Annotated in this window: 11 protein-coding genes and 1 pseudogene; 7 read left to right on the plus strand and 5 right to left on the minus strand. The window is 69.6% G+C overall.

The genetic code is table 11. From position 1 onward, the window contains the following. Nucleotides 1-159, plus strand: a pseudogene (locus AC07DC_RS00005) (ABC transporter permease); the annotation flags it as partial. On the opposite strand, the gene AC07DC_RS00010 reads toward AC07DC_RS00005, so the two are convergent. The 4 genes from AC07DC_RS00010 to AC07DC_RS00025 all read right to left on the minus strand — a co-directional run bounded on the left by AC07DC_RS00010 (nt 140) and on the right by AC07DC_RS00025 (nt 4,111). After that, nucleotides 140-340, minus strand: coding sequence for a hypothetical protein (locus AC07DC_RS00010; RefSeq protein ID WP_478910277.1), 201 nt, complete (start codon nt 338-340; stop codon nt 140-142). The pseudogene AC07DC_RS00005 and the gene AC07DC_RS00010 sit on opposite strands and share 20 nt — an antisense overlap. Before the next feature lie 186 nt (nt 341-526). Then, complete coding sequence (locus tag AC07DC_RS00015; protein WP_478910278.1) at nt 527-2,836, minus strand: ABC transporter permease; 2,310 nt, start codon at nt 2,834-2,836, stop codon at nt 527-529. A 4-nt stretch (nt 2,837-2,840) separates the two neighbouring features. Continuing rightward, nucleotides 2,841-3,608 carry an ABC transporter ATP-binding protein gene (locus tag AC07DC_RS00020; protein WP_478910279.1) on the minus strand — a complete coding sequence of 256 codons (768 nt, stop codon included), beginning with the start codon at nt 3,606-3,608 and terminating at the stop codon, nt 2,841-2,843. Next, nucleotides 3,605-4,111, minus strand: a complete 507-nt coding sequence (locus tag AC07DC_RS00025; RefSeq protein ID WP_478910281.1) for a PadR family transcriptional regulator — start codon at nt 4,109-4,111, stop codon at nt 3,605-3,607. The genes AC07DC_RS00020 and AC07DC_RS00025 overlap by 4 nt, the downstream gene beginning before the upstream one ends. Before the next feature lie 163 nt (nt 4,112-4,274). Here AC07DC_RS00025 and AC07DC_RS00030 point away from each other — a divergent pair, with 163 nt between their 5' ends. The 5 genes from AC07DC_RS00030 (at nt 4,275) to AC07DC_RS00050 (ending at nt 11,295) form a co-directional block, all read left to right on the plus strand. Then, complete coding sequence (locus AC07DC_RS00030) at nt 4,275-5,555, plus strand: ABC transporter substrate-binding protein (RefSeq protein ID WP_478910283.1); 1,281 nt, start codon at nt 4,275-4,277, stop codon at nt 5,553-5,555. A gap of 340 nt (nt 5,556-5,895) precedes the next feature. Continuing rightward, entirely contained in the window at nt 5,896-7,575 is a 1,680-nt protein-coding gene (locus AC07DC_RS00035; protein WP_478910285.1) for a glycoside hydrolase family 13 protein, read from the plus strand. Between the two features lie 113 nt (nt 7,576-7,688). Then, a complete protein-coding gene (locus AC07DC_RS00040; RefSeq protein WP_478910287.1) occupies nt 7,689-9,011 on the plus strand; it encodes an ABC transporter substrate-binding protein in 1,323 nt (440 codons plus the stop codon). An 11-nt stretch (nt 9,012-9,022) separates the two neighbouring features. Next, entirely contained in the window at nt 9,023-10,375 is a 1,353-nt protein-coding gene (locus tag AC07DC_RS00045) for an ABC transporter permease subunit (protein ID WP_478910289.1), read from the plus strand. Continuing rightward, nucleotides 10,372-11,295, plus strand: a complete 924-nt coding sequence (locus AC07DC_RS00050; RefSeq protein WP_478910290.1) for a carbohydrate ABC transporter permease — start codon at nt 10,372-10,374, stop codon at nt 11,293-11,295. Before AC07DC_RS00045 ends, AC07DC_RS00050 begins: the two co-directional genes overlap by 4 nt. A 239-nt stretch (nt 11,296-11,534) precedes the next feature. On the opposite strand, the gene AC07DC_RS00055 is transcribed toward AC07DC_RS00050, so the two are convergent. Then, on the minus strand, nt 11,535-12,335 hold the full coding sequence (locus AC07DC_RS00055) for a helix-turn-helix domain-containing protein (RefSeq protein WP_478910292.1): 801 nt from the start codon (nt 12,333-12,335) through the stop codon (nt 11,535-11,537). A gap of 88 nt (nt 12,336-12,423) precedes the next feature. Here AC07DC_RS00055 and AC07DC_RS00060 point away from each other — a divergent pair, with 88 nt between their 5' ends. Then, on the plus strand, nt 12,424-12,792 hold the full coding sequence (locus AC07DC_RS00060) for a nuclear transport factor 2 family protein (RefSeq protein ID WP_478910294.1): 369 nt from the start codon (nt 12,424-12,426) through the stop codon (nt 12,790-12,792). Nucleotides 12,793-12,964 lie beyond the last annotated feature (172 nt).

The raw sequence follows: 12,964 nt of genomic DNA on the forward strand, positions 1-12,964 counted from the left end.
GAATACCAACCCTTCACCCCCGCCATCGAAACCCTCCGCGGCCTGCTCCTCGGCAGCGAAATCGGCAACAACGGATGGCTCACCATCACCTGGTCGCTCGGCCTCACAGTCCTCGGCTACTTCTGGTCCACGTCGAAATTCAACCGCGACCCGAAGTAAGTGCGCGGGCTGCCACCCGCACCTCGTCCCACCCCGGGGCGGCGTACACCGACACCACGTCGGCGTACGCCGCCCCGTTCGCGTGCAGGGCGGACTCGCGCTCCGGATCTGTGAGAAACCCTCCGAGCACCAACAGGTCGTCCTCGACCGCTGGACGCATCATCACGGGATCGTCGCTCAACCCGGTCACCCTAGATCCTGCCGACGCTCCCGATGACAACGATCCTGCTGACGTGCCAACTACCGTGCTGCAGCACAGCAGCACCGACAACCATCTGCACGACCACCTCGCGCGCTGAGTCGTCGCAACGGCGGTACCGCCACCACCCGCATGCCACCAAGCGGTCGGCCGCGGACTTCCGACGGGTCAGTAGATGGTGATCCCCTGGTCCGCCCCGCGGCCGCGGACCACGCGCAGTGCGGGCAGCGTGGCGATGGCGACGGCGGCGGTGACCACCGCTCCTCCGGACAGGAACAGTGTGGCCACGGCGGGTGTCTGCGCTATGCCTGCGCCGATGCCGCTGGTGCGGCCTTGCAGGTCGATCAGCCAGTGGGCGGTGAGGACACCGACGACGGTGCCGGTCAGCGCCGCCGCGAAGGCGATGACCGCGGCGCTGACCTGGATGACCGCGACCGTCTGGCGGGGAGTCAGCCCGATGGCGCGCAGAGCCCGCAGATCCCGAGTGTGGTCCCGTACGGCGGTGGTGATCGAGGTGGACAGGTCCACCAGGCCGATCAGCGCCAGTACGGCGACGAGCCCGGCGATCACACCGCGGATCGGGGACAGCTCGTCGGCGGGGCCGGCCGTCGTGCGGATCTCCAGTCGGCCGTCCGAGGCCTGGGGCAGGGCGCGGGACACCGCGGCCGGGTCGGCCCCTGGCCGTAGCGTCAGGTGGTAGAACTGCGGGCGCAGCGTGCCCTGGTCTTCCTGGAGGGTGTCCAGGGAGGTGGAGATGATCATCCCGTTGTGTTCGGTTTCGATGCTGCGTCCCACGATGTGCAGGATGTGCGGTGTCCCGGCCACGGTGATCCGGACCCAATCGCCGACCCGGACGTCCATGGCGTCGAGGAGCCCCTGACCGGCCATCGCCTCGTCCGGTGTCGTCGCGGCCCGGCCCTGCGCCGCGGTGAAGGGGTAGGGGTGGCCGGCGGTGCCGAGCCCGCGCAGCGTGATGGTGCGGGTCTGCCCGGGGACGAGCGCGGCGACTTCGGTCGCCGGGTACACGTCGGTGACGCCGGGCAGCTTTCCCAGTCTCGTTTCCAACCCGGTCGAGGGCGCGCTGTCCTCGCGGGCCGTCAGCTGTGCCACGAGTCCGGCCTGATCGGGGGGATGCTGGAAGCGGTCCAGGGTTGCGGCGGTGGAGAGGGCCACGGTGATCATGACGATGGGCAGCGCGAGCCGGGCCACGGACGCCGCGAAGCGCCCCGGGCGGTGCACCGCTCCGCGCCATCCGAGTACGAGCGACGGGGGTGTCTTGAACCGGAACGCGATCCGCACCCTGTGTGCGGATCGGCGCCGGCCCGGGGCGGTGGTCCGGGCGGCGGGTATCGGCGGGATCCGGGCAGCGCGCCAGGCGGCGAACATCGTGGCTGCGGCGATGGCGGAGACGATGGCCGCGCAGGTGTACACCAGGGACCAGCTCTGTCCGGGCAGAGCCTGCCAGAGCGTTACCGCCTGGCCGATCGGGCCGGGCACGGCGGTGCCGACGATCTGAACGGCGGCTGTCCCGACGGCGGCGCCCAGCACCGCGAGGACGGCGTGTTGCGCGAAGAACATTCCGGCGATCTGTCCGGGGGTGAAGCCCACCGCCTTGAGGACCGAGATGTCCCGGACGTGGGCGAGCACGCGGGTGCTGACCCCTCCGGTCACCGCCACCGCGGCGGCCAGCAGCGCACCGAGCCCGAAGATTCGCAGCAGCAACCCGAGCAGCCGGTTGTCGCCTTCGGCGGCGGAGCGGGCGTCGCGCCAGGTGGAGACGGAGAGCACATGCTCGGGGCCCACCGCGGCGACCGCGCGCTGCACCACGAAGTCCGTGTCCCCCGGGTCGGCGAGCCGCAGTCCAACGGTCTGTCCGGGGCGCATCTGCGCGGACGCCAGTGCATCGACCAGTTCGGGCGCGGCCCAGCCCACGCCGGGGACGTCGCCGCGGGAGTAGCGCCGTTCGGCGGTCCGGGCCGTTCCGACCACGCGCAGGGTGCGGGTGCCCGCGCCGCCGGTTTCGATCCGCAGGGTGTCGCCGGGCTGCGCCCACAAGGCGGCGGCCACCGACTGTTCCAGTACGATCCCGTCGCTTCCGGCGCCGTCCAGCCAGCGTCCGGCGGCCATCTTGGGCCGTGCGACGTCCGGCAGGTGGGGTCCGGTGGCGCGCAGGTCGAGCGCGGCCGTCTCGGCGCCGAGCCGGACAGTCACGGAATCGGTGCGGAACGGGCCGGACAGCGCCTGGACTCCGTCCAGCCCGCTCAGTGGCGCGGTGTCGGTGCCGGGGGTGGTGCGCAGCCACACGTGGCTGCCTTGGGTCTCGGTGAACAGCCGCTGCCAGGGGCTGACTGCGTACTGCAGCAGCGCCGCGGAGAGCAGCAGGGCCATGGTGATCCCGGCGGTGGCGAGGACGATGGACAGGGCCTGGCCGCGGTGTGTGCGCAGGTCGGCGAGTGCCCAGCGGGAGATGGCGCGCATCTGGTCAGCCCGTCAGTTTCACGATGTCGGCGGCGGCTGCCCGGTGCTGGTCGGTGGTGTCGAGGGTGGTGTCGTCGGTGATCCGGCCGTCGTAGAAGCTGATGACGCGGTCGGCCGCACTGGCCACCCTGGCGTCGTGGGTGACCAGGACGATGGTCTGGCCCTGCTGATGGAGCTCGGTGAGCAGCCTGATCACCTCCCGGGTGCCTTTGCCGTCAAGGGAGCCGGTGGGCTCGTCGGCCAGGAGCAGATCCGGTTCGTTGACCAGGGCCCTGGCCAGGGCCACCCGCTGCTGCTCGCCGCCGGCGAGGTCACCGGGCAGGCTGTTCTCCTTGCCGCTCAGTCCGAGCCGGCCGACGAGTTCTTCCCGGGACGCCCGCGCCTGGCGGGGGGTGCGGCCCGCGAGGAGGGCGGGCAGTTCGATGTTGTCCGCGACGGTGAGGGTGGAGACGAGGTTGAAGAACTGGAAGACGATGCCGATCCGGCGGCGGCGCAGTACGGCCCAGCGTGCTTCGCTCAGATGGTCGACGCGGCGTCCGTCGAGGGTTATGCGCCCGCTGTCGGGGCGTTCCAGGCCCCCGAGGAGGTGCAGCAGGGTGGATTTCCCGGCCCCCGATGTCCCGGTGACGGCAACGAACTCGCCCCGTGCCACGTTCAGGTCCACGCCGCGTACGGCCCGTACCTGGGCGCCGTCGGTGGAGTGGGTCTTGGTCAGGCCCGTCACGCTCAGCAGGTGCGGCGCGGGAGCGGTGGCCGGCTCGGTTCGTGTCATTCGAGTTCCTCCTGGCAGCGCTCCAACCAGTCGAGGTCGGCCTGAAGGTGCAGGGACGCGCCCTCGATCAGCAGTTGTGCGATGCGGTTGTCCTGGTCCTCCCCTGCGGCCAGCTTGGACAGGGCCCGCATGAGGTTCAGGTAGTGGCGGCGCTGCTTGTTGATCAGCGTGACCTGGTCCGCCCTGCCGGTCCGGGGGGCCAGGGCGAGCTTCATGAAGAAGTCGTCCCGTGCCCGGGGGGTGGGGGACGGCTCTTCGAACCAGGCGTCGACGCTCTCGCGGCCCGCCTCGGTCAGTTCGTAGATGCGTTTGTTGGGGCGGTCCGGCTGGACGATGTCCTCGCCCGCGATCAGGCCGGCCCGTTCCAGCCGGCCCAGGGTCACATAGATCTGACCGATGTTGGGCTGAGGGTACGCCGCTCCGAAGAGCTTCTCCAGGCCTTGTTTCAGTTCGTACCCATGAGCGGGGCCCGCGGCGAGCAGGGCGAGCAGCGGAAGACGCACGGTGGTTTGAGCCTCCTCCCCGGCTACCTGCTTGTTAGGGGTATTGGCCGTGCCCGGACGGGCAGCTGACCGCGGCCCCTAGTATCGCGCATGCTCAGCAGGTATACATGACGCCTCGGCCATGCGGAACATGTCGCGGGCGGAGCGAGGAGCGGAGGGACCGATGCGCTGGGCGCGAATCATGGGCAGAGGACTGCTCGTGGGCGCCCTGGTGATGGCAGGTTACGCCGGTGCGGGGGCCGGAGCGGATGCCGCACCGCCGGGTGCCTCCGACGGCAGGGGACCGATGACCCTGGTCACCGGCCGGGACCTCACCGGCTATCTGCAGCCGGTGCTGGACGGCTGGAACCGGACCCACCCCGACGAGCCGGTGAAGCTGGTCGAGCTGCCCGAGGCGGCGGACGAGGTCCACGCGCAGATGGCGGACAGCCTGCGATCGGGCAGCAGCCGCTTCGACGTCCTGAACATCGATGTGGCCTGGACCTCCGAGTTCGCCGGGAACCACTGGATCGCCCCCGTGGACGGGCGCGGTCTGCCTTTGAACCGGCTGCTGCCCTCCGTCGCGGACACCGCCACCTTCCGCGGCCAGCTGTACGCCATGCCGTACGTGACCAACGCGGGGTTGCTCTACTACCGCAAGGACATCCTCGACCGGGAGGGCCTGCGCCCGCCGCGCACCTGGGCCGAGCTGGAGAAAGAGGCCTCCGCCCTCGCCGCCAAGTACCGGATCGGCGGCTACGCGGGACAGTTCCTGCCGTACGAGGGGCTGACGGTGAACGTGGCCGAGGCGGTGCAGTCGGCGGGCGGGTCGATCCTGGACGGTGACGGCCGTCAGGCGACCGTGAACTCCCCCGCCGCGCTGGACGGCCTGGGGTTCTTGGCCCGCGGCGTACGCGACGGCTGGATTCCCCGGGAGGCGCTGACCTTCAAGGAGGAGGAGTCGCGGCAGGCGTTCCAGGACGGCAAGCTGCTGTTCCTGCGGAACTGGCCCTACGTGTACAACCTCGCCTCGGCCGGTGGCTCCGCGGTGGCGGGGAAGTTCGGCGTTGTCCCGCTGCCCGGCCCGGACGGGCCCGGCAGCGGCGTGCTGGGCGGCTCCAACCTGGCCGTCAACGCGCACTCGCGGCATCAGCGGTCGGCGGCCGAGCTGATGGCCTACCTGTCCAGTGAGAACGTGCAGCGCCAGGTCCTGACCGACGGCGGGTTGCCGCCGGTGTGGGCATCGCTGTACTCGGATCCGGCTCTGATCCGGCGCTACCCGTACCTGCCGGTCCTCAAGGAGAGTGTCCGCACCGCCAGGTCGCGCCCCAAGAGCGCGCGGTACGAGCAGGTGAGCCTGGTGGTCGCCGCGGTGACCTATGACGCGTTGGCGCTGCGGCAGACGCCCGAGCAGGCGCTGGCCCGGCTGCAGCGGGAGCTCCAGGACGTCGTACGGGGCGGCTGAGTCCGCTTCCCGATTCGCCTCCCTCCTAGTTACTTGTTAGGTATCTCTGCGGGGCGACTCGATCAAATTTACCGCACATTTCGGGATGAATGCTGCCTACACGGCAGCCAGGTGGCGCGAGAGCGTTGACACCTCCCCGACTCTCCTACTTAACATGCATGCATCACAGGGGGCGCCTGCCGTTGGCGGTGCGCGCCCCACCCCACCCCCACCGATCGCACCGTGTGCGCCGCTGCCCCCTGCCCGCCGTGCCGCGGGCCGGTCCCGGTGCACCGATCGGATCTCACAGTTCCAACTCCAACGACGGCCGGTCGCGCGTCAGATTCAGGATGGTGACGGGATGCTCGCAGTCCCAGTCGAGAACCCCGCAGGCCGCACACAGGCGGCCCGGCCGGCCGACGGGCAGCGCCCGTGGTGGCGCGACGCCGTGGTTTACCAGGTCTACATCCGCAGTTTCCTCGACAGCACCGGGGACGGCGTCGGCGACCTTGCGGGGGTCCGGGTGGGACTGCCCTATGTGCGCAAGCTCGGGGTGGACGGCATCTGGCTCAGCCCCTTCTACCCCTCCCCCCAGCACGACCACGGCTACGACGTCGCGGACTACCGCGCCGTAGACCCGCTCTTCGGCGACCTCGTCGAGTTCGACCGGCTGGTCGCCGACGCCCACCGGCTGGGGCTGAAGGTGGTCATCGACATCGTCCCCAACCACTGCTCCAGCGCCCATCCCTGGTTCCGCGAGGCGCTCGCCGGCGGCCCCGGCGGCCCGAGCCGGTCCCGTTTCCACTTCGCCGACGGCCGGGGCGAGCACGGGGAACTGCCGCCGAACAACTGGCGCGCGATGTTCGGCGGTCCTGCCTGGTCACGCATCCAGGAGGCGGACGGCAGCCCGGGCCAGTGGTACCTGCACCTGTTCACCCCTGAGCAGCCCGACCTCAACTGGCGTGACCCGGGCGTCGGGGACCACTTCGAGGAGGTGCTGAGGTTCTGGCTCGACCGGGGTGTCGACGGCTTCCGCATCGATGTCGCCGCCGGGCTGTTCCGCCATCCCGAGCTGCCGGACTCCCCCGACCCGGAAGCCGACGAACGCACCCGCGACTCGGTGAACCCGCTGGCCTGGAACCAGCCCGAGGTGCACGACGTGTGGCGCCGCTGGCGAGCACTCTGCGAGTCCTACACCGCACGCGACGGACAGGACCGCCTGCTCGTGGGCGAGGTCTCCGTACCCACCGCCGCGGATCAGGCCCTGTACGTGCGCCCCGACGAACTGCACCAGGCGTTCTTCTTCCACCTGCTCAGCGCCCCGTGGAACGCCTCCGCCTTCCGCGGGACCATCGTCGAGGCGCTGCGTGACATCGCCGGAACCGGCTCCACCGTCACCTGGGTCCTCAACAACCACGACCAGGTCCGGACCGTCACCCGCTACGACGCCGACAGCGGCGGGGTCGGGGCCACCCGTGCGAGGGCCGCGGCGCTGCTGATGCTGGCGCTGCCCGGGGCCGCGTACATCTACCAGGGCGAGGAACTCGGCCTGCCCGAGGTTCTCGACCTGCCCGACGACGCGCTGACCGACCCCATCTTCCGCAGGACCGGCAGCCGCCGCTACGTCCGTGACGGCTGCCGGGTCCCGCTGCCGTGGTCCGGACACGCCTCGCCGTTCGGGTTCACCGCGCCCGGCTCCACCGTGCAGCCCTGGCTGCCGCAGCCCGCCTGGTTCGCCGATCACACCACCGACCGCGCCCTCAGTGACACCGGCTCGTTCTGGCACCTGTACCGCGACGGCCTGAACCTGCGCGAACAGCTTCCCCAGCTCGGCGAAGGCAGCCTGCGCTGGCTGGAGTCACCACCACAGGTACTGGCCTTCGTCCGGGGCGACGGCATGGTCTGCGCCGTCAACTTCGGCGAAGAGTCGGTACCCGCCCCCGTTCCCGGGCTGCCGCTGCTGGCCAGCGCCCCCTGCCCCGCGGGAATGCTGCCGGGCAACACCGCCGCCTGGTGGGTCTGCGACCTGCCCGCGTCCTGAACCGGCCCCCCGTCCGCCGGGCCCCGGCCGGCACCAGCCGACCGCCCGGCCGAACAACCCCACCACCATCGCCCCCGGTTCCGCGGGCGGAACCGACGAAAGGATCTACGGCAATGAAGCGCATCGTGGCAGCGACAGCAGTGGTACTCGGCCTCACCATGACGGCCACCGCCTGCGGAGGCGGCCAGGACAAGACCGCCGCGCAGGACAGCAAGCAGGAACTCAAGGGCCAGTCCGTCACCGTGGCGGCGGTGTGGACCGGTGTGGAGCAGCAGAACTTCAAGAAGGTGCTGGACGCCTTCTCGGCGAAGACCGGCGCCAAGACCTCCTTCATCTCCACCGGCGACAATGTCTCCACCGTCGTCGGCAGCAAGATCGAGGGTGGCAACGCGCCCGACGTCGTCATGGTCCCGCAGGTCGGCGTGGTCCAGCAGTTCGCCCGCAAGGGCTGGCTGCGTCCCCTGTCCCCCGCCGCCCGCACAGCCGCAGCCGCGAACTTCGCGAAGGTGTGGCAGGACTACGGCACCGTCGACTCCGCCTTCTACGGGCTGTACTTCAAGGCGTCCAACAAGTCGACGGTCTGGTACAGCCCCAAGGCCCTCGCGGACGCCGGAGCCGCGGTGCCCAAGAGCTACGAGGAGATGATCACGACTGCTTCGGCCGTCACCGACTCCGGGCTCCCCGGCTTCTCGGTCGCCGGTGAGGCCGGATGGCCGCTGACCGACTGGTTCGAGAACATCTACCTCTCACAGGCGGGCCCGGAGAACTACGACAAGTTGGCGCAGCACAAGATCCCGTGGACTGATCCCACCGTGGTCAAGGCGCTGACCACCCTGGCCGGCCTGTTCGGTAAGGACCAACTGATCTCCGGTGGCCGTAAGGGTGCTTTGGAGACCGACTTCCCCGAGTCGGTGGAGCAGGTGTTCGGCAAGCAGCCGAAGGCGGGGATGGTCTACGAGGGCGACTTCGTCAGCGGTCTCATCTCCGGTGATCTGCACAAGAAGGTCGGTGAGGACGCCAAGTTCTTCCCGTTCCCCGCCGTGAAGGGCGGTACCGCGCCGGTGGTCGGCGGTGGTGACGCCGCGGTGGCGTTGAAGGCGGGCAAGAACCCGGAAGCCGCGATGAAGTTCATCGAGTACCTGGCCACCCCCGAGGCGGCGGCCGTGTGGGCGAAGGCGGGCGGGTTCCTGTCCCCCAACCAGAAGCTGGACATCGCCAACTACACCGACGACACCACGCGACAGACCGCCAAGTCCCTGGTCGACGCGGGCGAAACCGTCCGCTTCGACATGTCCGACCAGGCCCCGGCGGCCTTCGGCGGCACCCAGGGTTCGGGCGAATGGAAGATCCTGCAGGACTTCCTGCGTGACCCGTCGTCCCCGAAGAACACCGCCCAGGCCCTCGAGACGGCCGCGCTCAAAGCCTACAAGGGCTGAGGGCGGCCGACATGTCCGTCACGAACCACCGGGGCCGGCCGGCCGGTGCGGCCAGGGGCGGCCGCACCGCCCGCCAGCGGTCGGTACGCCGCCGCAAGATCAACGCCGTGGTCTTCGCCCTCCCGGCCCTGCTGTTGCTGGGCGCGCTCGTCGGCTACCCGATCGTTTTCGCCGTCGTGCGTTCCCTGTTCGACGCCTCGGGCGAGCACTTCGCCGGCCTCGACAACTACACCGAGATGTTCGGTGACCCAGCAACGATCAAGGCGATCCGCAACACCGCGATCTGGATCGCGGTCGCCCCGGCCCTGCTCACCAGCCTCGGCCTGATGCTGGCGGTGCTGACCGAGAAGATCCGCTGGGCCACCGCGTTCAAGGTCCTGATCTTCATGCCGATGGCGATCTCCTTTCTCGCCGCCGGGATCACCTTCCGACTCGTCTACGAACAGGACCCGCAGCGCGGTGTGCTCAACGCCATAGCCGTCGGCGCCCACGACGCCTTCACCGATGCCTCCCCGTACCCCGGTGCCCGCACCCGCGGTTCCCAGGTGCTGGAAACACAGAAGGACGGCGGATACCGCACCGTGCGACCGGTGCGACCCGGCGAGTCGCTCACCCTCGGGCTGGTCGGCCTCAAGCCGGGATCCCTCCCCGCCACAGCCGCCCAGGCGGTGACCGCCCCGGCCGCGGCGGGGGCGGTCACCGGCACCGTCTACCTGGACTTCGTCCCCGGGGGCGGCGGCAAGCCCAACGCGGTCGACGCCCGCGAACGCGGACTGCCGCAGATGACGGTGGAGCTGGTCCGAGACCAGCAGGTGGTCGGGAAAGCAGCGACCGGTCCCGACGGAACCTTCCGCTTCGCCGCGGTGCCCGACGGCTCCTACACCGTGCGGCTCCCTGCGGGGAACTTCGCCGCACCCTACGGGGGCGTGGCCTGGCTGGGACCGGCACTGATCACCCCCGCCATCATCGGTGCCTACCTCTGGATCTGGACCGGATTCGCCATGGTCCTCATCGGCGCCGGGCTCTCCTCGCTCCCCCGCGAGGTCCTGGAGGCCGCCCGCATCGACGGCGCCGGCGAGTGGCAGATCTTCCGCCGGATCACCGTGCCGCTGCTCGGCCCGGTACTGACCGTGGTCTTCGTGACGCTACTGATCAATGTGATGAAGGTCTTCGACCTCGTCTACATCATCGCCCCCGGGCCGGTCCAGCAGGACGCGAACGTGCTGGCGCTGCAGATGTGGCTCGTCTCCTTCGGCGGCGGAAACAACCAGGGGCTGGGGAGCGCCATCGGGGTCGTGCTGCTGCTCCTGGTGGTACCCGCCATGGTCCTCAACATCCGTCGCTTCCGCAGGAGCCAGACATGACGACCCAGTACACCGCACCCGTCGAAGCCGCGCCGCGAACGACCGCGGCGCCCCCGGCGGCCCGCCGCCCCGTCCGGCTGACCTCCCGGCTCACCGCCTGGCTGGGCAAGGGGTTGGTCCAGACCCTCCTGGTGGTCGTCGCCCTGGTCTGGCTGGTGCCCACGTTCGGCCTCTTCATCTCCTCGCTGCGACCCTCCACCGACAACGCCACCACCGGCTGGTGGACGGCGCTGGCCCACCCGGGCGGCCTGGGGTTCTCCAACTACAGCTCGATCCTGGCGGACAGCGGAATCACCCATGCCTTCTGGAACACGGTACTGATCTCCGTGCCCACCACGGTGGCCGTCGTCGTCCTCGCGTCCCTGGCCGGATACGCCTTCGCCTGGCTGGAGTTCCCCGGACGCGACGTGATCTTCCTGCTGGTCGTGGCCATGCTCGTGGTGCCGGTGCAGATCGGGCTGCTCCCGGTGGCCAAGCTCTTCGGCGCCCTCGGCATCTTCGGGTCGCTCACCGGCGTCATCCTGTTCCACGTCGCCTACGGGCTGCCGTTCGCGATCTTCCTGCTGCGGAACTACTTCGCCGACATCCCGCGGGAGATGCTGGAGGCCGCGAGGATGGACGGCGGCTCCGAATGGCTGATCTTCCGGCGGCTGATCCTCCCGGTGGCCAAGCCGGCGATCGCGAGTCTGAGCATCTTCCAGTTCCTGTGGGTGTGGAACGACATGCTCGTCGCACTGATCTTCGCCGACAGCGGTTCACAGCCCCTCACCGTCGCGCTGCAGTCGCAGATGCGGCAGTTCGGCTCCAATATCGACGTCCTGGCGCCGGGGGCGTTCCTCTCGCTGATCGTTCCCCTGATTGTCTTCTTCGCCTTCCAACGTCACTTCGTTCAGGGGGTGATGGCCGGCTCGGTGAAGTGACCCGCAGACAAGGACCATGTTCCACACAGCGAGTTGGAGATCGCAGGCCGGCGGCGTGGTCGGAACGGAGATCACCAACAGTCGAAGACGAAGCCGGTCAGGCCGTGGCCTGCGGCCTGCTCGACCGACTGGCCGCCCGGCAGGGCCTGCCGACGGCGGCCGCCGACCACACATGATCGTCATGCGATCGCGCGAATCCGTAGGACGCGTTCCGACCCGACAGGGACCGGCGGCCGAACCTACTGCCCGGGGTCGTGCCCGGACCGCGGCGGACGGCCGAGGCTGCGCAGGACGGCGGCGCTGTCGGCGTCCGCCGGGTAGTAGGACTCGATCGAGATCTCGTCGAGCGTGACGTCCTGAGGGGTCCCGAACGTCGTGATGGTCGAGAACAACCTCACCTCGCCTCCACCGAACCGAAAGATCATCGGAATCGTCACCTCCGACTCCAACCCAGGAACAGACACGTCCGGCTCGCATCCCCCGAAGAACTCGTCATACAGGGCGCCGACCACCGGGTCACCGGTCTGGGCGACCTGGCGCGACAAGCGGCCACGAAAGAACGAGCGAACTTCCGCCAGGTTCACGATCCGGGATGCCAGACCTCGCGGATCAAGCCCCAGCCGCACCATGTTCAGCGGGGCGACCAGCAGATCGGGATCGACGTCGGCGAGGAAGTGCCCGACCGGTGCGTTGGTCATCAGGATGTTCCACCGCCGATCCACGACCAACGCCGGATAGGGCTCGTGCGCCTGCAGCACCTTGGCCACCGCGTCCCGAACAGCCGACATGTCCGGATCGTCAAGCGGCCGCTCGCGATACCGCGGCGCGAACCCAGCCGCCACCAGCAGACGATTGTGCTGCCGCAGCGGCACCTGAAGCTGAACCGCGAGCCGCAGGACCATCTCCGCGCTCGGCCGGGACCGGCTTGTCTCGATGAGACTGACGTACCGCGGCGAAACACCCGCCGCCAGCGCCAGATCGAGCTGGCTCAGCCGCCGGCTGTGCCGCCACTGACGCAACAGCCCGCCCACCGTCTCCACAGCGCCGACCCTAGCCGCACCCTCCGATCACAGTCCATGAACTGCGAGTTCATCGACAGCCCTGGACCACCCCACCACACTCGGGGACATGAGCACTGACTACAAGGACCTGGTCCTCACCTGCCTCGAGCTGTACGGCAAGGGCGACCTCGAGGCCGTCGCACCGCTCCTACGCGACGACTACACAGATCACGGGCTACCTTTCCGGACCACCACAAAAGCGGAGTGGATCGCCGCAGCACGGAAACTGCCCCTCACCCAGATTCGGATCGACATCCGCCGCCTCGTGGCAGAAGGCGACTATGTAACGATGTTCTCCCGGCGATGGCTGCCCGGAAGTGACCTCGACATCGCGGTGGCCGACATCTTCCGCCTGCAGGACGGCTTGATCGCCGAACGCTGGGAAGTCGTCGAACCAATCCCGACAGACGCCCCGAACCCGGTGGCAACCTTGTGAACCGACCCGTCCCACAGATACCCCGAACCCGGTAGCGACTCACATTCGCAAGGCTGACATACAGTCCGTCGCGTTCGCCGAGCCGCCCACTCGGGTTCGGCCTCCTCGCTGCGTGGTGCCACGTTGTCGCGGATCTCTACCAGCCGTGCCCGGCCCACTCGGGCATAGCAGG

This window comes from Streptomyces sp. NPDC045021 (assembly GCF_056432645.1).

Bases quoted from the DNA above. Each gene is read 5' to 3' on its own strand.
- AC07DC_RS00015 (WP_478910278.1), bottom strand. From the start codon at position 2,836: ATGCGCGCCATCTCCCGCTGGGCACTCGCCGACCTGCGCACACACCGC.
- AC07DC_RS00050 (WP_478910290.1), top strand. From the start codon at position 10,372: ATGACGACCCAGTACACCGCACCCGTCGAAGCCGCGCCGCGAACGACC.
- AC07DC_RS00030 (WP_478910283.1), top strand. From the start codon at position 4,275: ATGCGCTGGGCGCGAATCATGGGCAGAGGACTGCTCGTGGGCGCCCTG.
- AC07DC_RS00045 (WP_478910289.1), top strand. From the start codon at position 9,023: ATGTCCGTCACGAACCACCGGGGCCGGCCGGCCGGTGCGGCCAGGGGC.
- AC07DC_RS00040 (WP_478910287.1), top strand. From the start codon at position 7,689: ATGAAGCGCATCGTGGCAGCGACAGCAGTGGTACTCGGCCTCACCATG.
- AC07DC_RS00020 (WP_478910279.1), bottom strand. From the start codon at position 3,608: ATGACACGAACCGAGCCGGCCACCGCTCCCGCGCCGCACCTGCTGAGC.
- AC07DC_RS00060 (WP_478910294.1), top strand. From the start codon at position 12,424: ATGAGCACTGACTACAAGGACCTGGTCCTCACCTGCCTCGAGCTGTAC.
- AC07DC_RS00035 (WP_478910285.1), top strand. From the start codon at position 5,896: ATGCTCGCAGTCCCAGTCGAGAACCCCGCAGGCCGCACACAGGCGGCC.